The sequence below is a fragment of the Streptomyces botrytidirepellens genome, from assembly GCF_003721215.1.
In the GTDB taxonomy this organism is placed as follows: Bacteria; Actinomycetota; Actinomycetes; order Streptomycetales; family Streptomycetaceae; genus Streptomyces; species Streptomyces himastatinicus.
Genome location: NZ_RIBZ01000875.1, coordinates 1 through 20,498 on the forward strand (window position 1 = coordinate 1; position 20,498 = coordinate 20,498).

At 72.7% G+C, this 20,498-nt stretch carries 17 protein-coding genes and 1 pseudogene; 10 read left to right on the plus strand and 8 right to left on the minus strand.

Annotation, left to right across the window (positions count from 1 at the left end; translation table 11 throughout):
• Positions 1–287 (plus strand): annotated as a pseudogene (locus EEJ42_RS52105) (hypothetical protein); the annotation flags it as partial.
• A 49-nt stretch (positions 288–336) separates the two neighbouring features.
• Positions 337–1,107, plus strand: coding sequence for a bestrophin-like domain (locus tag EEJ42_RS47805; protein ID WP_123108418.1), 771 nt, complete (start codon positions 337–339; stop codon positions 1,105–1,107).
• A 13-nt stretch (positions 1,108–1,120) separates the two neighbouring features.
• On the opposite strand, the gene EEJ42_RS47810 is transcribed toward EEJ42_RS47805, so the two are convergent.
• Positions 1,121–1,972, minus strand: coding sequence for a metallophosphoesterase family protein (locus EEJ42_RS47810; RefSeq protein ID WP_063731179.1), 852 nt, complete (start codon positions 1,970–1,972; stop codon positions 1,121–1,123).
• A 71-nt stretch (positions 1,973–2,043) separates the two neighbouring features.
• On the opposite strand from EEJ42_RS47810, the gene EEJ42_RS47815 reads away from it, so the two are divergent.
• Positions 2,044–2,544, plus strand: a complete 501-nt coding sequence (locus EEJ42_RS47815; protein WP_425473091.1) for a universal stress protein — start codon at positions 2,044–2,046, stop codon at positions 2,542–2,544.
• 104 nt (positions 2,545–2,648) lie between these two features.
• Positions 2,649–2,885, plus strand: coding sequence for a dodecin (locus EEJ42_RS47820; RefSeq protein WP_123108420.1), 237 nt, complete (start codon positions 2,649–2,651; stop codon positions 2,883–2,885).
• A gap of 1 nt (position 2,886) precedes the next feature.
• On the opposite strand, the gene EEJ42_RS47825 is transcribed toward EEJ42_RS47820, so the two are convergent.
• The 5 genes from EEJ42_RS47825 to EEJ42_RS47845 form a co-directional block, all read right to left on the minus strand.
• Complete coding sequence (locus EEJ42_RS47825) at positions 2,887–3,954, minus strand: phosphatidylinositol-specific phospholipase C domain-containing protein (RefSeq protein ID WP_123108421.1); 1,068 nt, start codon at positions 3,952–3,954, stop codon at positions 2,887–2,889.
• A 100-nt stretch (positions 3,955–4,054) separates the two neighbouring features.
• The gene (locus tag EEJ42_RS47830; RefSeq protein ID WP_123108422.1) at positions 4,055–5,887 is read right to left on the minus strand and encodes a transketolase; all 1,833 of its coding nucleotides are present in this window, start codon (positions 5,885–5,887) and stop codon (positions 4,055–4,057) included.
• Positions 5,888–5,945: 58 nt separating this feature from the next.
• A complete protein-coding gene (locus EEJ42_RS47835) occupies positions 5,946–7,262 on the minus strand; it encodes an NAD(P)/FAD-dependent oxidoreductase (RefSeq protein WP_123108423.1) in 1,317 nt (438 codons plus the stop codon).
• Between the two features lie 105 nt (positions 7,263–7,367).
• A complete protein-coding gene (locus tag EEJ42_RS47840; RefSeq protein ID WP_123108424.1) occupies positions 7,368–8,564 on the minus strand; it encodes an FAD-dependent monooxygenase in 1,197 nt (398 codons plus the stop codon).
• A gap of 116 nt (positions 8,565–8,680) precedes the next feature.
• A complete protein-coding gene (locus tag EEJ42_RS47845) occupies positions 8,681–9,547 on the minus strand; it encodes an Fpg/Nei family DNA glycosylase (RefSeq protein WP_123108425.1) in 867 nt (288 codons plus the stop codon).
• A gap of 172 nt (positions 9,548–9,719) precedes the next feature.
• On the opposite strand from EEJ42_RS47845, the gene EEJ42_RS47850 reads away from it, so the two are divergent.
• The 5 genes from EEJ42_RS47850 (at position 9,720) to gntA (ending at position 15,195) form a co-directional block, all read left to right on the plus strand.
• Complete coding sequence (locus EEJ42_RS47850; protein WP_184503621.1) at positions 9,720–11,036, plus strand: catalase family protein; 1,317 nt, start codon at positions 9,720–9,722, stop codon at positions 11,034–11,036.
• A gap of 82 nt (positions 11,037–11,118) precedes the next feature.
• Entirely contained in the window at positions 11,119–12,171 is a 1,053-nt protein-coding gene (locus EEJ42_RS47855) for a LacI family DNA-binding transcriptional regulator (RefSeq protein ID WP_123108426.1), read from the plus strand.
• A 147-nt stretch (positions 12,172–12,318) separates the two neighbouring features.
• Positions 12,319–13,764, plus strand: coding sequence for a lipase maturation factor family protein (locus tag EEJ42_RS47860; RefSeq protein WP_123108427.1), 1,446 nt, complete (start codon positions 12,319–12,321; stop codon positions 13,762–13,764).
• Positions 13,765–14,098: 334 nt separating this feature from the next.
• A complete protein-coding gene (locus EEJ42_RS54075; protein ID WP_281291699.1) occupies positions 14,099–14,227 on the plus strand; it encodes a hypothetical protein in 129 nt (42 codons plus the stop codon).
• A 221-nt stretch (positions 14,228–14,448) separates the two neighbouring features.
• Complete coding sequence (gene gntA / locus EEJ42_RS47865) at positions 14,449–15,195, plus strand: guanitoxin biosynthesis heme-dependent pre-guanitoxin N-hydroxylase GntA (protein WP_246097965.1); 747 nt, start codon at positions 14,449–14,451, stop codon at positions 15,193–15,195.
• Between the two features lie 74 nt (positions 15,196–15,269).
• Here gntA and EEJ42_RS47870 read toward each other — a convergent pair whose 3' ends face one another.
• Complete coding sequence (locus tag EEJ42_RS47870) at positions 15,270–16,286, minus strand: cation diffusion facilitator family transporter (RefSeq protein WP_184503622.1); 1,017 nt, start codon at positions 16,284–16,286, stop codon at positions 15,270–15,272.
• Between the two features lie 305 nt (positions 16,287–16,591).
• Between EEJ42_RS47870 and EEJ42_RS47875 the strand changes: the two genes are divergently transcribed.
• Positions 16,592–16,831: a hypothetical protein gene (locus EEJ42_RS47875; RefSeq protein ID WP_009712520.1), complete on the plus strand. Its 240-nt coding sequence runs from the start codon at positions 16,592–16,594 to the stop codon at positions 16,829–16,831.
• A gap of 30 nt (positions 16,832–16,861) precedes the next feature.
• On the opposite strand, the gene cobN is transcribed toward EEJ42_RS47875, so the two are convergent.
• Positions 16,862–20,491 carry a cobaltochelatase subunit CobN gene (gene cobN / locus EEJ42_RS47880; RefSeq protein WP_123108430.1) on the minus strand — a complete coding sequence of 1,210 codons (3,630 nt, stop codon included), beginning with the start codon at positions 20,489–20,491 and terminating at the stop codon, positions 16,862–16,864.
• Between the last annotated feature and the right edge of the window lie 7 nt (positions 20,492–20,498).

Below are 20,498 nucleotides of genomic sequence, written 5' to 3' on the forward strand. Positions count from 1 at the left end.
CCGCGCCGGTGCCCGCGCCGTCCGTGCGGCGTCCCGCGCCACCGCGCCCGGTCGCTCCACCGACCCGGCCCCCGGAACCTCCGGCCCCGCCCCCCGAACCGGCTCCCGCGCCGAGCGAGACCCGCCGCGTCGAGGTGCACGCGTATCACAAGCCCGCGCGCCACGAACCCGACGGCGGAACCTCGTTGGTCACGTTCACCCTGCTGCTCACCGCGCCCGCGGTCCTCGCGGCCGCCGCCCTCCGCCCCCGCTCGCGCTCCGGCTCGCGCGGCGGGCGCCGCGGCTGACCCGCACACACTTCCGGCCGTCCCGGCCGATCCGTACCGGAGGCTTCCCATGCCCGAATGGCTGATCCTGATTCTTCTGATGGCCGGGATCTGCGCGGCCGTCGTCGTCCTCGCGATCCTCAACGCCCGGCGGCTGGGCGACGACGACGATCCCAGCGAGACCCCCGATGTCCTCGACTACATGATCATGATGATCGGCGTGGTCTACGCGATCGTGCTGGGCCTGGCCATCGCCGGGGTCTGGGAGGCCCGCGGCGCCGCCCAGGACGGGGTGCGGACCGAGGCCCAGGCGCTGCACGAGGTGTCCGAGCGGGTGAGCGTCTACCCGCAGCCGGTGCGCGACCGCATCCGCGACGACGTCGACGCGTATGTGCGCCATGTGGTGTCCCGGGAGTGGAAGGTGATGGTCGACCGGGGCGAGCTCACCGACCGGGGCACCGATCTGCTGGCCAGGCTGCGGCACGACGTCACCCTGGCCAAGCCGCGGACCGACCTCCAGGCGCAGGCGTACCAGCCGATCGTGGACCAGGTCGCCGCCGTCGACGACGCGCGGGGCGCCCGCCGGCAGAGCGCGGGGCCGACGATGCCCGACGTGGTCTGGGTCGGGCTGCTGTTCGGCGCGGCGCTGGTGATCGGGCTGGTCTTCACCCTCCAGATCCGCCGCTCGCCACGGGAACTGATGCTGGCGGTGATGTTCACCGCCCTCATCATCTTCCTGCTCTACCTGGTGTGGGACTTCGACGAGCCCTTCGGGCGGACGGTCGGCGAGGCGACCACCCCGTTCACCGATCTGTTCCCCGGTGTCCGCGGAGGTACGTGACCCTCGGCCCGGGTCAGGACACCGGCACCGGGAGCACCCGGCGCAGCGGGTCCTCGGGCAGCCGGCCGTGGGCCTTCCACTCGCGCGGGTAGCCGACGGAGACCTCCTGGAACTTCACCCCGTCCTCGACCGTGTTCCGGGGGATGTGCAGATGGCCGTAGACCACGGTCTCGGCGCGGAACCGGACGTGCCAGTCGGCGGTCAGCTCGGTGCCGCACCACAGGGCGAAGTCGGGGTAGCGCAGCACGCGGGTGGGCAGCCGGGTCATCGGCCAGTGGTTGATGAGCACCGTCTTCAGCGCGGGGTCGCAGGCGGCGAGCCGGGCCTCGGTCTCGGCGACCCGGGCGCGGCACCAGGCGTCGCGGGTCGGGTAGGGGTCGGGGTGCAGGAAGTGCTCGTCGGTGCAGACGACGCCCTCGTCGTGGGCGTGGGCGAGGGCGGCCTCCTTGGTGGTCAGGCCGTCGAGGCGGAAGGTGTAGTCGTAGAGCAGGAACAGCGGGGCGATGGTGAGCGGCCCGCCGATGCCCTCCCACACCGGGTACGGGTCCTCGGGCGTGACGATGCCCTTGCTGCGGCACATCTCCACCAGGGCCTCGTAGCGCGCTACGCCCCGGGCCTCCACCGGGTCCTTGGGGTGGGTCCACAGCTCGTGGTTGCCCGGCGACCAGATGACCTTGGCGAAGCGCTCGCTCAGCAGCCCCAGTGCCCATTCGATGTCGGCGAAGACCTCGCCGACGTCCCCGGCGACGATCAGCCAGTCGTCCTCGGAGCCGGGCCGCAGCCGCTCCACGATCGCCCGGTTCTCCTCGTAGGCCACGTGCAGGTCACTGATGGCGAGTAGTTCGCCCCGGTGCGTGCCGCCCATTGTTTCTCCTGTCATACGGTCGGCGGTCATGTTTGCGGTCGCGGCGTCGTCACGCCGCGGAGACGGACCGGATGATCACCGGTTTCGCGTCTGGCGCTAGCCTCGCAGATGTGGTGGACAAACTTCCCGCGTCCTTCGAGCGCGGAACTGACGGTCCGAAGGTTATCGTGGTCGGCTTGGACGGCTCCGAGTCGTCCTGGCGTGCCGCCGCGTACGCCGCGGGGCTGGCCAGACGCCAGCACGCGCTGCTCGCCGTGGTGTACGTGCAGCCCGTGATGGCGGCCGGTGCGGCGCTCGGCGCCTCCGTGGCGGACACCACGGGCGAGGTGGCCGAGGAGCTGCTGCGGGAGATGCGGGAGGCGACCGAGCGGCTGCGCGGGGTCTTCGAGGTGCGCTGGGAGTTCCATACCTTCCGCGGCGATCCGTACAACGGCCTGGTGACGGCGGCGGATGAGCTGAAGGCCGACGCGGTGGTGGTCGGCGCGTCCGAGCAGGCGGGGCACCGCATCGTCGGTTCGGTGGCGGTCCGGCTGGTCAAGGCCGGGCGCTGGCCGGTCACGGTGGTGCCGTGACGCACCGGGCAGGGCACCCCCCGCGTCCGGCTCGCGGACCGGGGCGGGGTGAGGCACCGTGGGGAGAGGAGCAATCGGACCGCCCCAGGACGGGGGAGACTGCCATGTCCCATACCTACCGGGTGACGGAGATCGTCGGCTCGTCCACCGAGAGCGTCGACGACGCGATCCGCAGCGGCATCAGCCGTGCCTCGAAGACGCTGCGCAATCTGGACTGGTTCGAGGTCGGAGCCGTCCGCGGGCACATCGAGAACGGCCGGATCGCGCACTACCAGGTGGGACTGAAGGTCGGATTCCGGCTGGAGGAGACCGACTCCGGCACCGGTGATCTGCCCGGCTGATTCAGCCACGGGGGACGACGGCGGACAGCACGGACGGCAGCGGGTACCAGTCGGCGGTCGCGAAGCTGGCGTGCCGCGCGGCGAGCTCGTTCACCCGCGCCCGGGCCTGGGCCTCGGTGGGGCGGGTGCCGTCGATGGCGGGGGCGACGTTCTGCGCGTCCGTCATGGTCAGGATGTAGTGGCGGGTGCCGTACCAGGCGGTGTCGATGTTCTTGGTGACGTACGTGGAGGCGTCGCCGTCGAAGAACACGAACCACGGGCGGATCGCCGCGTCCCGGTAGCGGGTGCGCGGGTCGCCGGAGGCGGCGGTGTGGACGGCGGGGAAGGCGGCCGCCCGGCGGAGCTGTCCGGCGGCGGCGAGGTCGCGCAGGTGGGTGGCGTACTCGCGGTCGGTCCACAGGGTGTCGAGCGGGTTGTTCTCCTCGACGGTGCCCGGGATCAGCTCCACGATGAACTTGCCCGCGAGCGCGGACCGGGTCGGCCAGGCACCGGCCCGTACCGCCTGGTCCAGGTCGGCGTGGTCGCCCACCACGTCGGCGGGGCGCAGCAGCGCGTCGCCGAGCGTGCCGGACAGGAGCGCGTCGAGGTCGTCGGGGCCGCGGCCGCTCTTGTCGTAGAAGCCGTCCTTCAGCTCGGTCTTGATGACGATGGGACGGTGGCCGGGGTGGGCGTCGTGCCAGGCCCTCATGTCGGCGAGGCAGCCCGCCAGGCTCTGGTTGCGGGCCTTGGTGCGCAGCTCGGCGGGGGTGGCGGCGTTCTCGCAGTTGTTGTCGTTGCCGAGCGGGTTGCCGTGCGAGACCCGCCACCCGGAGCCGAACGCGTTGGTCCACACGTCGAGTTCGAGCAGGGAGGCACCGGAGTCCAGCGCGTCGGCCAGGTACGGGTACGTGGTCTTCTCGTACGCGTTGTGCACGCCCACGCCCGTGGTGGCGGCGTACGACGGCTCCGCGGCGGCGGCCGGACTCGCGCCCTCCGCCGCCGTCAGACACAGTGCGGCGGCCGCCGCCGCGACCGCCACCGTGCGCGTGTGCCGCGCCCTGCCGGACGCGCATTCCCCCGAGTTGCCCATCTGCCCCCACCCCTGCCGCTGCCGTCACACGTGGGCAGCAGCGTACGGGAGGGGCGGACGGGTGACGAGAAGAGCTTCGTCACATAGGGGTGTTGCGGGGTCAGGCGCCCACGAGTTCGCGGGCCGCCGCGGTGATGGCCTCGGCGTCGATCCCCGCCTGGTTCAGCTGCTCGGCCGGGGTGCCGGACACCGGCATGGTCCGTACGGCGAGCCGCACGACGCGGGGCGCCGGGTGGCCGTCGGCGAAGGCGCCCTGGACCGCGTCGCCCACACCGCCCTCGGGGTGGTGGTCCTCGACGGTGATGAGACGGCCCGTCACCTCGGCGGCGGTGCGCAGCGCCTCGACGTCGACCGGCTTGAGCGAGTACAGGTCGATGACGCGGGCGGAGATGCCGTCCTGGGCGAGCCGGTCGGCGGCGGCGATGGCCTCGTGGACGGTGACCCCGGCCGCGACGAGGGTGACCCGGTCGCTCTCGGTGGCGCGCAGGATCTTGGATCCGCCGATGGGGAACCGCTCGGAGGACGGGTAGATGACGGGCGTTCCGCCGCGCGAGGTGCGCAGGTAGCGGATGCCCGACAGCTCGGCCATGGTGGCGGTCAGTTGCGCGCTCTGGTTGGCGTCGCACGGGTAGAGCACGGTGCTGCCGTGCACCGCCCTCATCGCCGCCAGGTCCTCCAGGCCCATCTGCGAGGGCCCGTCCTGGCCGATGGCGACCCCGGCGTGCGAGCCGATCAGGTTGAGGTTCGCACGGCTGACGGAGGCCATCCGGACGAAGTCGTAGGCGCGGGTGAGGAAGGCGGAGAAGGTGCAGGCGTACGGGGTCCAGCCGCGCGTCTGCATGCCCACGGCGGCGGCCACCATCTGCTGTTCGGCGATGTAGAACTCGAAGTACCGCTCGGGGTGCTCCTTGTGGAAGTACTCCAGCCGGGTCGAGTCGCCCACCTCGCCGTCGAGCGCCACCACATCGCCGCGGGCGGTGCCGACGGCGGCCAGCGCCTCGCCGAACGCGTCGCGGGTGGGGACGGTGTCGCCGGTGTTGAAGCGCGGCAGGCTCAGCGGGCCTTCCGACGTGGGCCGGGTGGGCTGCTCGGCGGGCGGGCCGAGCACCGGTACCGCCATGTTCCGTACGCCGCCGAGTTCGGCGATGGCCTCCTCGGGGTCCTTCAGCGGCTTGCCGTGCATGCCCTCGTGGTTCTCCACGGAGGCGACGCCGCGGCCCTTCTGGGTGCGGGCGATGATGGCGGTGGGGCGGCCGACGGTCGACGTCGCCTCGCCGTACGCGCGGTCGATCGCGGCGATGTCGTGCCCGTCGACCTCGATGGTGTGCCAGTCGAAGGCGCGGATGCGGCGGGCGTAGGCGTCCAGGTCCCACTGGTGGCGGGTGGGTCCGCGCTGCCCGAGCCGGTTGACGTCGATGATGGCGGTGAGGTTGTCGAGCCGTTCGTACCCCGCGTGCTCGAACGCCTCCCACATCGAGCCCTCGGCCATCTCGCTGTCCCCGCACAGCACCCAGACCCGGCTGGAGACGTGGTCGAGCCGCTTTCCGGCCAGCGCCATGCCGACGCCGTACGGCAGCCCCTGGCCGAGCGATCCGGTGGCCACGTCCACCCAGGGCAGTTCGGGTGTGGGGTGGCCCTCCAGGCGGCTGCCGAGCTTGCGGAAGGTGAGCAGTTCCTCGTCCTTCAGCGCCCCGGCCGCCTTGTAGAGGGAGTACAGCAGTGGAGAGGCGTGCCCCTTGGAGAAGATCAGGTGGTCGTTGCCCGGGTGCTCCGGCTTCTCGAAGTCATAGCGCAGGTGGTTGCCCATGAGGACGGCCATCAGGTCCGCCGCCGACATCGACGACGTGGGGTGGCCGGACCCGGCGGCGGCCGAGGACCGCACGGAGTCCACCCGGAGCTGCTGCCCGAGCTCGCTGAGCTGTTCGTGTCGCATTGTTCTCCTTCCACGTTTTTCTGGCGACCCAGCTTCCGGCGGCCCAGCTTCCGGCGGTTCAGCCGCCGCGGCGGCCGGGCCGCGCGACCTCGGGGGACTCGGTGTCCAGCGGCACCGACCAGGACGGCACCAGGCCGAACTGCACCGCCTGCCGCGGCAGCGCCGCGTCCAGCAGCCAGTCGGCGGCCACCCGGACCCGGTTGCCGGGCATGGCCATCAGGTGGTAGCCGCGGGTGACCGCGTTGGCCGCGGGGCCGGCCAGCGGGATGTGCAGCGGGTCCGCGGCCGCCTTCACTCCGCCGAGGTCGACCGTGAACCCCAGGTCGTGGTGTTTGTACGGGCGCGGGGTGCCGCGTCCGAGGGAGGCGAGGATGTTGTGGGCGGCCGCCTTGCCCTGGCGCTGCGCGTGCTGCGCGGTCATCGCCGTGAATTCGCCCGGGCGGGTCAGGTCCGGCACCGCGGCGGCGTCCCCGCAGGCCAGCACCTCCGGATGGCCGGGCACGGCCAGATACTGGTCGACCCGCAGCCGTCCGTGCTCGGTGGCCAGCCCGAGGTCCTCCACCAGCGGGTCGGGGCGCACGCCGACGCACCAGATCAGCGACCGGGTGTCGATGAACTCGCCGTCGTCGAGGAGTACGCCGTCGGAGGTGGCCTCCTTGACCGAGGTGCCCAGCCGGAGGTCCACACCGCGCCGCCGCAGCACCCGGTCCGCGGTGCGGGACAGCCGTTCGTCGAGCCCGGGCAGCACCCGGTCGGCGACGTCGATCAGGACCCAGCGGGGCCGGGGCTCACGGCGCAGCGCGGTGTTCTGCCGAGCGAGCGCGTCGGTGGACAGCACGCCATGGGCCGCCACTTCGGTGCCGGTGTATCCGGCGCCCACCACCACGAAGGTGCGGCGCGCGGCCCGCTCGCGGGGGTCGCGGGTGTTGGCCGCCATCTCGATCTGGCGGGTGACGTGGTCCCGCAGGTACAGCGCCTCCGGCATGCCGCGGAAGCCGTGCGCGTGCTCGGCCACGCCCGGGATCGGCAGCAGCTTGTTGACGCTGCCGACCGCCAGGACGAGCCGGTCGTAGCCCATCTCGCCGCGCTCGCCCTCGGGGTCGGTCCAGGTGACCTTGCGGCCGGTGAGGTCGACGGAGTCGACGTTGCCCAGCACCAGCCGGACGTGCGGCAGGGTGCCGGTGAGGGACACCGACACCCGGCGGGGCTCCAGGACCCCGGCGGCCACCTCGGGGAGGAGCGGCAGATACAGAAAGTAGTCGTTGGGGTTGATCAGGACGATCTCCGCCGCACGCCGCAGCGAGCGCGACAGCGTACGGGCGGCCTGGTAGCCGGCGAAACCGGCCCCCACGATCACGATGCGTACTGGGCTCACACGGACTCCCGGGCACGACGAGGGCAGAGCGCTCCAAGTGCCCGTACAGGCCGGGACCAAACCTGGAGTGGCGGTCGGTCTCGGCCCGGCGGATAATCTCTGCCGCTATGCGCGGACCGGCTCGTCCCAGTCGATGCGGTAGCCGGTGAGCCAGTCGTCGCCGCCCGTGGTGCCCGCCCGGTCGAGTCTGCGGGCCATCGTGGCGTCCCGCAGGGCCCGCTTGACCGGTCCGGGGGCGTTGCGGCGGGCCAGGCCCGCGCTGTTCGCGGCCACCTTCTCGACCCGTTCCCGGCGCAGCCCCTCGTACGCGGCGAGCGCCGACCGCGGGCCGGGCAGGTCGCGCAGGCACTTGGCGAGCACCACCCCGTCCTCGATGGCCATCGAGGCGCCCTGGGCGGCGTTGGGCGCGCAGGCGTGGGCGGCGTCCCCCACGATGACCATGCCCTCCTCGGACCAGACGGGGGTGGAGAGGAGGTCGTAGGCGGCGGTGGCGACGATGTTCTCGCCGGTGGCGCGGACGATGTCGGCGGCCGGGGTGTGGTCCTCGGCGAACAGTTCCGTCAGCCGCTCCCGCCACTGCCCGGGGGTGACGGCGGCCAGCTCCGCCTTGGACAGTTCGGCGGCCGGGGTGTTGCTGAACCACCACACCTCGCCGTCGGGCGCGGCGGTGGCACCGAAGAACGCCTGCTTGCCGAAGACCATCGTGTAGGTGTCCGGGGCGGGCGGCGCGGCGGCGTCGCGGGTGTAGCCGCACACCGTGTGCTGTCCGGTGTAGCGGGGCCGGGGCGCGCCCGCGTCGATGGTCCGGCGGATGAGGGAGTGGATGCCGTCGGCGCCGATGAGGACGTCGCCCACGGCCCGGCCGCCGTCCGCGAAGGACCCCACGATCGTGCCGTCCGGGCCGGCCTGGGCGGCCAGCAGCCGCTTGCCGTACTCGATGCGCACGCCGCGCCGCACCGCCTCCTCGCGCAGCACCCGGGCCAGCGTGGCGCGTCGGATCGTGACCGCCCCGAGGCCGCCGTCCTGCGCACCGGCCATCGGCTTGTCGCCGAGCCGTTTGCCGGTGTTGCTGATGAACTCGACGCGGCTGGCCGGGAAGGCGCGCTCCAGGACCGGTCCATGGGCGTCGATGGTGCGCAGCGCCTCCAGGCCGTTGTTCGCGACGAGGAGGAACGCACCGCCCGTGTCGGTGGCGTCCGGGGGGTACGCCTCGTGGACGACCGCGTCGATGCCCGCCTTGTGCAGGGCCATCGCGGTGACCGTACCGGCGATGCCGCCACCGATGATCAGGGCCTTGGTCATGGTGCTCCGTGACAGAGGGTCGGTAAAAGGTGACAGCACCATAGGGCCCGGGCGCGGGTCCCGGGGCGGTTCGCGCAGGCCGGTGCGGACGGGCCCGCTCTCACCTGCGCGAGCGGCTATTTGAGGAGCCGGGACATCCGGCGGTCGGCGAGCGGTTTGCCACCGGTCTGGCAGGTGGGGCAGTACTGGAGGGCGGAGTCCTTGAAGGACACCTCGCGGACGGTGTCGCCGCACACCGGGCAGGGCTCGCCGGTGCGGCCGTGCACCCGCATCCCGCTGCGCTTCTCCGCCTTGAGGTCCCCGGCCGCAAGGCCCCGGGAGCGTTCGACGGCGTCACGCAGGGTGGTGCCCATCACCTCGTACAGGACGCCGATCTCCTCCTCGGTGAGGTCCGAGGCGAGCCGGTAGGGCGACATCCGGGCGGCGTGCAGGATCTCGTCGGAGTAGGCGTTCCCGATCCCGGCGATGACGCTCTGGTCGCGGAGCACCCCCTTGATCCGGTGGCGTACGCCGCGCAGCAGCCCGGCGAACGCCTCCCGGGTGAAGGAGTCGTCGAGCGGGTCGGGGCCGAGGCGGGCGATGCCCGGCACCTCGCCGGGGTCGCGCACGCAGTACACGGCGAGCCCCTTGCGGGAGCCCGCCTCGGTGAGGTCGAAGCCGGAGCGTTCCGGCCCGGAGAGCAGCAGCCGCAGCGCGAGCGGGCCCCGGCCGGGGCGCGGCGGGGCCTCGGGCAGTCCGTCCTTCCAGCGCAGCCAGCCCGCCCGGGCGAGGTGGATGACCAGGTGGGGGCCGTCGGTGGCCAGGTCGAGGAACTTGCCGTGGCGCCCGGCCGCGGTGACGGTGCGGCCTTCGAGGGCGGTCAGCGGCGGGTCGTACGTCTTCAGCACGCTGACGGCGACGGGCAGGGCGCGGGCGATCTCCCGGCCCACGGCGCGGTCGGCCAGGATTCCGGCGAGGGCCTCCACCTCGGGCAGCTCCGGCATGCCACCAGTGTGCCGCAGCACCGGCGGGTGCGCGCCCGGCCGTCAGGCCCCACCCCCGTACCACTCCGGGCTGCGGGGTGCGTCCCCCTCCCCTACTGTCTCTCTTGTCCCTCCACATGCTTGATGTTTTGTTTGCCCCCATACATCTCGTTGCCCCGCACGGAGAGTCCCCATGCCCGACACCGGACAGCGTGAGCGGTCCGTACCGCAGTACGAGCCGTACGAGGCTCATGAGGCGTACGAAGGGGGCAGCCCCGAGGCCGAACGGCTGCTCTTCGAGAAGCTGGCGCGCGAGCTGATGAGCGTCCAGCGGGCGCATCAGCAGGCGTCGGGTGCCGCGCAGCTGCTGCGCACGTTCCACGCGAAGGCGGCGCTCGGCGTGGAGAACGCACGGCTGCGCTTCCACGACGACCTTCCGCCCGAGCTGTGCGTGGGGTACGCCCGGCCGGGCGCCGCCTACCCGGCCGTGGTGCGGCTGTCCAACGAGAGCGGCACCGCGCGCCACGACGCCACTCCCGATCTGCGCGGGATGGCGGTGCGGGTCCAGGTCGCCCCCGGGGAGAGCCACGATCTGCTGGCCACCAGTTTCCCGGTGTCCCACGCCGCCGACGCGCGCGAGTTCGTGGCCTTCGCGAAGGCCACGGCGGGCGCGGACACCACCGTCGAGCGGGCGTTCGGGTTCTTCGTCAGGCTGCCGCTGGCCGTCGGCTGGGGCGCCGCCGACCGGATGCGCCGCAATGTGCACACCGCCACCCGTTACGCGGTCGGCTCGCTGGCCCGCGAGACGTTCTGGAGCCGGGGCGCGATCCTGTGGGGCGCGGCCGGGCCCGTGCGCTACCAGCTGCGCCCGGCCCCCGGCGGCACCCCCGCGCCCCTCCCCGACAGCTCCGACCCGGACTACCTCCGCCATGAGCTGACGATGCGGCTGGCCACCGGCGATGTGTGCTTCGAGCTGTGCGTGCAGCGGTACGCGGACGAGCGGCGCACCCCGGTCGAGGACGGCTCGGTGGAGTGGCGGGAGAGCGACGCCCCGGTCGTCCCGGTGGCGCTGCTGACCGTACCCCGCCAGGATCTCGACACCGCCGCGGCCCGGTCGGCGGCCCGCCGGGTCGAGCAGCTCGCGTTCAACCCGTGGCACACCACGGCGGAGTTCCGGCCGCTGGGCAACCTCAACCGGGCCCGCAAGGCGGCGTACGAGGCGGCCGCCGCGCACCGTCTCGGGCTGTGCTCCAGCACCGCGCCGCCGCCGCGCGACACGGTCCTCGGGCTGCCGGTGCGGGCCGGGGCCCGGCTGGCCTTCGGCCTGGTCGACCGCTATGTGCCGTGGCACCGGCTGCCGGTGCCACCGGGGCTGCTCGACCTGGCCGCGCTGCGCCGGACGCTCCAGCGGCTCGGCCTCGTGGAAGGCGATGTCGGCGAGGGCGGCGGTTTCGGCGATGTCGTCGACGACCCCGACCTCCACGTGAGCCCGCCGCCGTCCGCTCGCTGAACGCCGCCGCGGCCCGCTGGACCGGTTCACCCACCGCGATATCGTGTGGCGGTTCACACGGGCCGGACACGGGGGAGCGGTTATGGACGGCGAGGTCGGGGCAGAGCGGGGACGGCGCGTCACCATACGGGACGTGGCCGCGCGCGCCGGGGTCTCCAAGGGCGCGGTCTCCCTCGCCTTCAACGACCGGCCCGGGGTCTCCCCGGCCACCCGGGACCGCATCTTCGCGGCCGCCCGCGAACTGGGCTGGGCGCCCCATCTCTCCGCCCGCTCGCTGTCCAGCTCCCGGGTGGACACGGTCGGCCTGGCCATCGCCCGCCCGGCCCGGATGCTGGGTCTCGAGCCCTGGTTCATGGAGTTCGTCTCGGGCATCGAGAGCGTGCTGGTCGAGCGGTCCTGTTCGCTGCTGCTGCGGCTGGTGCGGGACGTGGAGGAGGAGATCGCGGTCCAGCAGGCGTGGTGGCGCGGGCGGCAGGTGGGCGGCTCGATCCTGGTCGACCTGCGCGACGGCGATCCGCGCGTCCCCGCGCTGCGGCGGCTCGGGCTGCCCGCGGTCGCCGCCGGGCACCCGTCCCTGGCGGGCGGGCTCACCTCGGTGTGGACGGACGACGCCACCGCGGTGGGCGAGGCGGTGCGCTATCTGGCGGCCCTCGGCCACCGCCGGATCGCCCGGGTCGGCGGCGCGCCCGGGCTGGGCCACAGCACCGTGCGTACGGCGGCCTTCGAGGCCACCTTGGGCGAGTTGGGTCTCGGGGCGGGGCGCACGGTGACCACGGACTTCTCCGGCGAGGAGGGCGCGCGGGCCACCCGCGCCCTGCTGGCCTCGGGCGACCGGCCGACGGCCATCATCTACGACAACGACATCATGGCGGTGGCCGGTCTGTCGGTGGCGGCCGAGATGGGGCTCGCGGTACCGGCCGATGTGTCGCTCCTGGCGTGGGACGACTCCCAGCTGTGCCGCCTGACGCATCCGACGCTGTCGGCCATGAGCCACGACGTGTTCGGCTTCGGCGCGGAGGTGGCGCGGCGGCTGTTCGACGTCCTGGACCGGGCCGAGCCCCGCGCCCACCAGGCCCCCACCCCGGCCCTCACCCCCCGCGCCAGCACGGCGCCGCCACCGCGCCGGGCGACCTGAACCGGTTCAGTCGCTCCATCGGACCCCGAGCGCCGCGCCGGGTCCCTCATGCCGCGCCCCGAATGCCGCGCCGCGCTGCGGGCACTCGCCGGAGGTGGTAGGGATAGCCGCAGGCCGCAGCGGCAACAGGCCCAGGGAGCAGCCCTTATGGAGTGGTTCACGTCATCCGGCTACTGGCTGAGCCGGTTGGTCTTCCAACGGGGGCTGGCCGCCATCTACCTCCTCGCCTTCCTGACGGCCGCCACCCAGGGCCGGGCCCTGATCGGCGAACGGGGGCTCACCCCGGCGCCCCGGTTCCTCGCGCGGGTGCCGTTCCGCCGCTCGCCCAGCCTCTTCCATCTGCACTACTCCGACCGCTTCTTCACCGTCTGTGCCTGGCTCGGCGCCGCGCTGGCGGCCGCCGTGCTGGCGGGGGCCGCCGACGACGTACCGCTGTGGGCCGCGATGGCGGCGTGGCTGGTGCTGTGGCTGCTGTATCTGTCGATCGTCAACGTGGGGCAGGTGTGGTACGGGTTCGGCTGGGAGTCGCTGCTGCTGGAGGCCGGGTTCCTGGCCGTGTTCCTGGGGAACGAGCGGACCGCGCCGCCCGTCCTGGTCCTGTGGCTGCTGCGCTGGCTGCTGTTCCGGCTGGAGTTCGGCGCCGGGCTCATCAAGCTCCGCGGGGACCGCTGCTGGCGCGATCTGACCTGCCTGTACTACCACCACGAGACCCAGCCGATGCCGGGCCCGCTGAGCTGGTACTTCCACCATCTGCCGAAGCCGCTGCACCGGGTCGAGACGGCGGCCAACCACGTGGCCCAGCTGGTCGTGCCGCTGGCCCTGTTCACCCCGCAGCCCGCGGCGAGCGTGGCCGCGGGCATCATCGTGGTCACCCAGCTGTGGCTGGTGGCCTCCGGCAACTTCTCCTGGCTGAACTGGGCGACGATCCTGCTCGCCCTCTCCGCGGTCGACGGGCGGATGGCCGCGGAGGTGCTGCCGCTGCCGACGCCGCCCCCGCTCGCCGCTCCCCCGGTCTGGTACGAGGTGCTGGTGGCGGCGGCGTTCGTCTTCGTCGTGGTGCTCAGCTACTGGCCCGCCCGCAATCTGCTCTCGGGCCGCCAGCTGATGAACTACTCCTTCAACCCGCTCCATCTGGTCAACACCTACGGGGCGTTCGGCAGCGTCAACCGCAGCCGACAGGAGGTGGTGATCGAGGGCACCGCCGCGGCTGTACTCACCCCGGACACCGTGTGGAAGGAGTACGAGTTCCGGGGCAAGCCGGGCGATGTGCGCAGGATGCCGCGCCAGTTCGCGCCGTACCACCTGCGGCTGGACTGGATGATGTGGTTCGCCGGGATCTCCGCGGCGTACGCCGGGTCGTGGTTCACCCCGCTCGTCGGCAAGCTGCTGGTGAACGACCGGGCCACGCTGAAGCTGCTGCGCGCGTGTCCCTTCCCGGACGAGCCGCCCACCCACATCCGGGCCCGGCTGTACCTCTACCGCTTCACCACCCGGCGGGAGCGGCACGCCGGTGGCGGGTGGTGGCATCGCACCCTGATCGGCGAGTTCCTGCCGCCGGTCCGGCTGGAGCAGGTGGACCCGCCGGGCGGGTGAGGGCGGACGGCGTTACGCGGCGCCACGCCGCACGGCCACCGCGCTGGGCGCCGCGGCGGCGTGGAGCTGCGGGCGGTGGACGGTGGTGGGCGTCTGCTCGGCCGGTGCCACCCTGGGTGCCGCCGCCGCACCGCGGCTGCTGTTCTCGCGGCGGGTCCCCTGCGCGGTCCAGCAGGGGCAGGGTGCCCACCGGGAGCTTGTCGCCGTTCACCCGATTTTCACCTTACGTCCGCTGCCTGCTCGCCCACCCGGGTCAGGCTTCGGAAATGGAAGCGGATGACGTGCTTCCGGCACCCGCCTCCGTAAAGACCTGCTCCACCCAGTGAGGTAACCCATGGCCGACATCCTGACGACCGTCCTGGCCAAGCTGGCCCGCATGGCTCTGGAAGCGCTGCTCGCACAGCTCGCGAAGTCGCTCCTGACCGTCGTGTTCAAGCCGCAGGCCGCTCCGGCCGCCGCCTGAAACGACCGTTATTCGGCGACCGTTCGCCACGAACATCCCACCGTGGGCGATTTCTTCGGTACGAAGCTCGCCACGAATTTCGTTGATCGGCCTCGGCCCGTCACAATCACCAAGTGACCTTCCCCGTCCTCCAGCGGACTCGGTCCTTCCGGGTACCGCCGGTGAGGGGTGGGTGCTTTCGGATGCGTGAAGGAGATGACCTGCTGCGAGGAGGCACGTAGGTGGAAGAAAGGCTGGCCATGACGGTGGATGCGCGTGGTGACGTCGAGGAGTTCATCCTCGGGGAACGGTTCGCGTGCCTGGCGGGGCGTTCCGCCTGGCGCCGGGGAGGCATCACTCACCGCCACTATGACCTGCTGGGGGGCGAGGATTCCGCCCGGCTGCTGGCGCTCGATCTCGCGGAGTTCGTGAGTTCGGCGGACTGGAGCGCTCGGACGTTCACCAGTTTCATCGCGACCTTCGAGCAACCGCGCGGGGTCGATGAGCTGCGGTTCGAAGAGCTCCTCTGGCAACAGTTGCAACTGCTGCACGAACAGGACGCGGATTTCCATCACTGGGCGGAGGGCTATTCGTCCGATCCGCAGTCCCCGGAGTTCGCGTTCAGCGTGGCCGGCCATCCCTTCTTCGTGATCGGCCTGCACGAGACCCACCGCCGGTTCGGCCGCAGGCCGCCCTTCCCGATGCTGGCCTTCAACTCCCACGAACAGTTCGACCGGATCAAGGACGCCGGGATGTGGGACCGGCTCGCGGAGAAGATCCGCAAGCAGGACATCCAGCTCCAGGGGGACATCAACCCCAACCTGTACGAGTACGAGGAGCTGTCCGAGACCCGCCGGTACTCGGGCCGTCCCAAGCCGGCCGACTGGCAGTGCCCCTTCGCCGCCCGCGAGACCGCGCGGCAGGCCGAGCGGGAGCGGGAGCTGACCGTCTCGGCGGCGGCCGCGTCCGTCACCGGCAGCGCCGGCTGACGTTCCCCGCACGGCGGTGACGCCACTGGCCCGGGAGCGGACGACGCCCCCGGGCCCTGCGCGCGTGGCCGTGGTCAGTGGTCGTGCGCCGCCGCCCGGTGGACCGGGCCGTGGGCGGTCAGACAGTGCTCGACCAGCGGTTCGTCCGCGCGGAGGTGCTCGTCCCCGTCCGCCCGGGGCCGCGGGGTCAGGGTGTCGAGGTGGTCCACCTGGAGCGTGGTGTGGGTGATGCCGTACTCCTCGCGCAGCACCTCCTCCAGCCCCTCCCGGACCGCGTGGCAGTCGCCCCCCGCCGCGACCAGGACATGGGCGGACAGCGAGACCTCGCCCGAGGTGATCTGCCAGACGTGCAGATCGTGCACCTCGGCCACCTCGGCGTGGGCGGCCAGCAGGCCCCCGATCTCGTCGGGCTCGACCCCGGCGGGAGCCGCCTCCAACAGCACGCGCCCGGAGGCCCGCAGCAGCTCCACGCCCGCCTTGATCATGAGAACGACCACGATGAGACCGGCGATCGCGTCGGCCCGGGCGTAGCCGGTGGTCACCACGACCAGTCCGGCGATCGCGGTGGCGATGAAGGCGTAGAGGTCGTTCAGCACATGCTGGAAGGCGCCTTCGATATTCAGCGAGGAGCGGTTCGCCTTCGACATGCACCACGCCGCCACGATGTTCACCACGACCCCGGCGAGCGCGACGATCAGCACCAGACCACCGGTCACCTCGGGCGGATCGATCAGCCGCTCGACCGCCTCATAGCCGAGGTATGCGCCGAGCAGCAGCAGAGAAAGCCCATTGGCCTGCGCGGAAAGGATTTCCGACCGCTTGAGCCCATAGGTATAGCCACCGCGGGCGGGCCGGGCCGAAAGCCGGATCGCAATGAGCGCGAGGACGATCGAGGCGGCGTCGGTGAGCATATGGGCCGCGTCGGAAAGCAGCGCCACCGAACGTGCGATCACCCCGATCACGACCTCCACCAGCATAAAGCCGGTGATCAGCGCGAGAGCGATGGACAGCCACCGGCGGTCGGCGTTCTCCGCCACACCGTGCGCGTGCCCGCCATGGCCCTCGCCGTGTCCGTGCGTATGGGCTCCCACCCGCTCCTCCTCGGCTCGCTTTATGGGCAACGGCAATTGAACAGCACTTCGGATAATTCTCCAAAGGCTGCAATGGACACGGTTATCAGGTGGCATTGCCTTATGAATTCGGCAACGCTTTTCATTGTCGCGCCCGGGGCATCACGCCCGGAAAACGCACAGCGCACCGGGCTCCTGAGCGGACGTCACCCGGGCGGACGATCACGGGTCGCTGATGCGTACGAGGCCACGCCGGTGCGGGTGAGGTACGCGCGAAGGAGGTGACCGCGCGGGGCGCGGCGCGTTGGCCGAACATGACGACGACGATGCGACGCCGTTCTCTCTCGCAGCCGAGCAGAGCGCTGGACCGGAGCACCGAAGGCGGAACGGTTCACCAGACGCTTCACCAGTCGAGCTGCGTACCGATCTACGCGGCGCTGGTCGAGCGCTGGTCGTCCGCGGGGCGGGCGGTGCCCGGGGCTTACGACCGCGAGTGGACCGAACTGGTCAACTGTCCGCCCTGGCCGGACCGGATCCGGGCGGCGGCCCGGCCGTCCTCCGGCTGAGCCCCCGCCCGTCCTGCTTCCCTAGGGACCTCAGTCGTCCCCGCCCTCCAGGCCGCCCTCGGTCTCCAGGAACAGCTCCCGGACCCGCTCCAGCACCTCCGGGTCCGGCTGCTCCCACAGACCGCGGCTCTCGGCCTCCAGCAGCCGCTCGGCCATGCCGTGCAGCGCCCAGGGGTTGGCCTCCTCCAGGAACGCGCGGTTCTCCGGGTCGAGCAGATAGGTCTGGGCGAGCTTGTCGTACATCCAGTCGGCGACCACGCCCGTGGTGGCGTCGTAGCCGAAGAGGTAGTCGACGGTGGCGGCCAGCTCGAACGCGCCCTTGTAGCCGTGGCGGCGCATCGCCTCGATCCAGCGCGGGTTGACCACCCGGGCCCGGAAGACCCGCGAGGTCTCCTCGTGCAGGGTGCGGGTGCGCACCGTCTCGGGGCGGGTGGAGTCGCCGATGTACGCGGCCGGGGCGGTGCCCTTCAGGGCGCGCACGGTGGCGACCATGCCGCCGTGGTACTGGAAGTAGTCGTCCGAATCGGCGATGTCGTGCTCGCGCGTGTCGGTGTTCTTCGCGGCGACCGCGATCCTGCGGTACGCGCTCTCCATCTCCTCGCGCGCCGGGCGGCCCTCGAGTCCGCGACCGTAGGCGTAGCCGCCCCACACCGTGTAGACCTCGGCGAGGTCGGCGTCGGTGCGCCAGTCGCGGCTGTCGATGAGCTGGAGCAGCCCCGCGCCGTACGTGCCCGGCCGGGAGCCGAAGATGCGGGTGGTGGCGCGGCGCTCGTCGCCGTGCTCGGCGAGGTCGGCGCGGGTGTGGGCGCGCACGTAGTTGACGTCGTCGGCCTCGTCCAGGGACGCGGCGAGCCGTACGGCGTCGTCCAGCAGCCCGACGACGTGCGGGAAGGCGTCGCGGAAGAAGCCGCTGATGCGCAGCGTGACGTCGACGCGCGGGCGGCCCAGGTCGTCGGAGGGAACGGGTTCAAGTCCCGTTACTCGCCGCGAGGCGTCGTCCCACACCGGGCGGATGCCCATCAGCGCCAGCGCCTCGGCCACGTCGTCGCCGGAGGTGCGCATCGCGCTCGTCCCCCACAGCGACAGGCCGACCGACCGCGGGTACTGGCCGTCGTTGTCGGCGCGGTAGCGCTCCAGCAGCGAGTCGGCGAGCGCCTGGCCGGTCTCCCAGGCCAGTCGGCTGGGCACGGCCTTGGGGTCGACGGAGTAGAAGTTGCGGCCGGTCGGCAGGACGTTGACCAGGCCCCGCAGCGGCGATCCGGACGGCCCGGCCGGGACGAAGCCGCCGCTCAGGGCGTGGACGGCGTGGTCGATCTCGTCGGTCGTGGCGGCCAGGCGCGGCACGACCTCGCGGGCGGCGAACTCCAGGATCGCGGTGACGGCGGTCCGCTGGGCCTCGGGCAGCTCCAGGGCGGCCTTCTCGGCGGCCTCCGGGGCCCAGTCGGCGTCCTCCATCGCCTGGACGAGGGCGCGGGCGCGCTCCTCGGCCTCGTCCGCGCCGGTGCGGGTGGCGGCCGACTCGTCCAGGCCCAGCGCCTCGCGCAGCCCGGGGAGCGCCGACGTACCGCCCCAGATCTGGCGGGCGCGCAGGATGGCCAGGACGAGGTTGACGCGCTCGGGTCCGGTCGGCGCTCCGCCGAGGACGTGCAGACCGTCGCGGATCTGGGCGTCCTTGACCTCGCACAGCCAGCCGTCGACGTGCAGCAGGAAGTCGTCGAAGCCCTCGTCGTCGGGCCGCTCCTCCAGACCGAGGTCGTGGTCGAGCCGGGCGGCCTGGATCAGGGTCCAGATCTGGGCGCGGATGGCGGGGAGCTTGGCCGGGTCCATCGCGGAGATGGCGGCGTACTCGTCCAGCAGCTGTTCCAGCCGGGCGATGTCGCCGTACGAGTCGGCGCGCGCCATCGGCGGTACGAGGTGGTCGACCAGGGTGGCGTGGACGCGGCGTTTGGCCTGGGTGCCCTCGCCGGGGTCGTTGACCAGGAAGGGGTAGATGAGCGGCAGGTCGCCGAGCGCGGCGTCGGGGCCGCAGGCGGCGGACAGGCCCGCGTTCTTGCCGGGCAGCCACTCCAGGTTGCCGTGCTTGCCCAGGTGCACCATGGCGTCGGCGCCGAAGCCGCCGTCGGCCTCGGGGGTCGCCATCCAGCGGTAGGCGGCCAGGTAGTGGTGCGAGGGCGGCAGGTCGGGGTCGTGGTAGATGGCGATGGGGTTCTCGCCGAAGCCGCGCGGCGGCTGGATGACGACCAGGAGGTTGCCGTGGCGCAGCGCGGCGAGGACGATCTCGCCCTCGGGGTCGCGGCTGGTGTCCACGAACATCTCGCCGGGCGGCGGGCCCCAGTGCTCCTCGACCGCGTCGCGCAGCTCCTGCGGCAGCGTGGCGTACCAGCGGCGGTAGTCGGCGGCGGGGATGCGGACCGGGTTCTTGGCCAGCTGCTCCTCGGTGAGCCAGTCCTGGTCGTGGCCGCCCGCCTCGATGAGGGCGTAGATCAGGTCGTCGCCGACGCCGGAGGCCAGGCCCGGAAGCGCGCCCTCGCCCTCCTCGGGGCCGAAGTCGTACCCTTCGGCGCGCAGTCGGCGCAGCAGGGCGACGGCGCTGGCGGGGGTGTCGAGGCCGACCGCGTTGCCGATCCGGGAGTGCTTGGTGGGGTAGGCGGACAGGACGAGCGCGAGGCGCTTGTCGGCCGCCGGTATGTGCCGGAGCCGGGCGTGTCGTACCGCGATTCCGGCGACACGCGCGGCGCGCTCGGGGTCGGGGGCGTAGACCGGCAGGCCGTCCTCGTCGACCTCCTTGAAGGAGAACGGCACGGTGATCAGCCGTCCGTCGAACTCCGGGACGGCGACCTGGGTCGCGGCGTCCAGCGGCGACAGACCCTCGTCGTTCTCCTCCCACGCACTGCGCGGCGAGGTCAGGCACAGCGCCTGGAGCACGGGGACGTCGAGCGCGGCGAGCGCGCCCGCGTCCCACGCCTCGTCGTCGCCGCCCGCCGACGCCTCGGCGGGGCGGGTGCCGCCCGCGGCGAGGACGGTGGTGACGACGGCGTCGGCCGCGCCTAGGGCCTCGATCAGCTCGGGCTCGGGGGCCCGGAGGGAGGCGACGAACAGCGGCAGCGGGCGGCCTCCGGCGTCCTCGACGGCCTGGCACAGCGCCTCCACGAAGGCGGTGTTGCCGCTCATGTGGTGGGCGCGGTAGTAGAGCACGGCGATCGTCGGGCCGGTGACGTCCTCGCGCGCGGTGCGCTCCAGCGGCCCCCAGGTGGGGGCGGGGGCGGGCGGTTCGAAGCCATGGCCGGTGAGCAGCACGGTGTCGGACAGGAACCGGGCCAGCTGGTCCAGGTTGGCGGGCCCGCCGTGCGCGAGGTAGGCGTGCGCCTCGGCGGCGATCCCCACGGGGACCGTGGACGCCTCCATGAGCTGGGCGTCAGGGGCCTGTTCACCGGTCAGGACGACGACGGGCAGGTCGCCCGCGAGCAGGGTTTCGAGGCCCTCCTCCCAGGCGCGGACGCCACCGAGCAGCCGTACGACGACGAGTTCGACACCGTCGAGGAGCCCGGGCAGATCGTCGAGCGCGAGCCGCGCCGGGTTGGCGAGGCGGTACGGCACCGGGCCCGTGGCCGCACGGGCACTGAGCAGGTCGGTGTCGGAGGTCGACAGCAGCAGAATCATGGCTCAG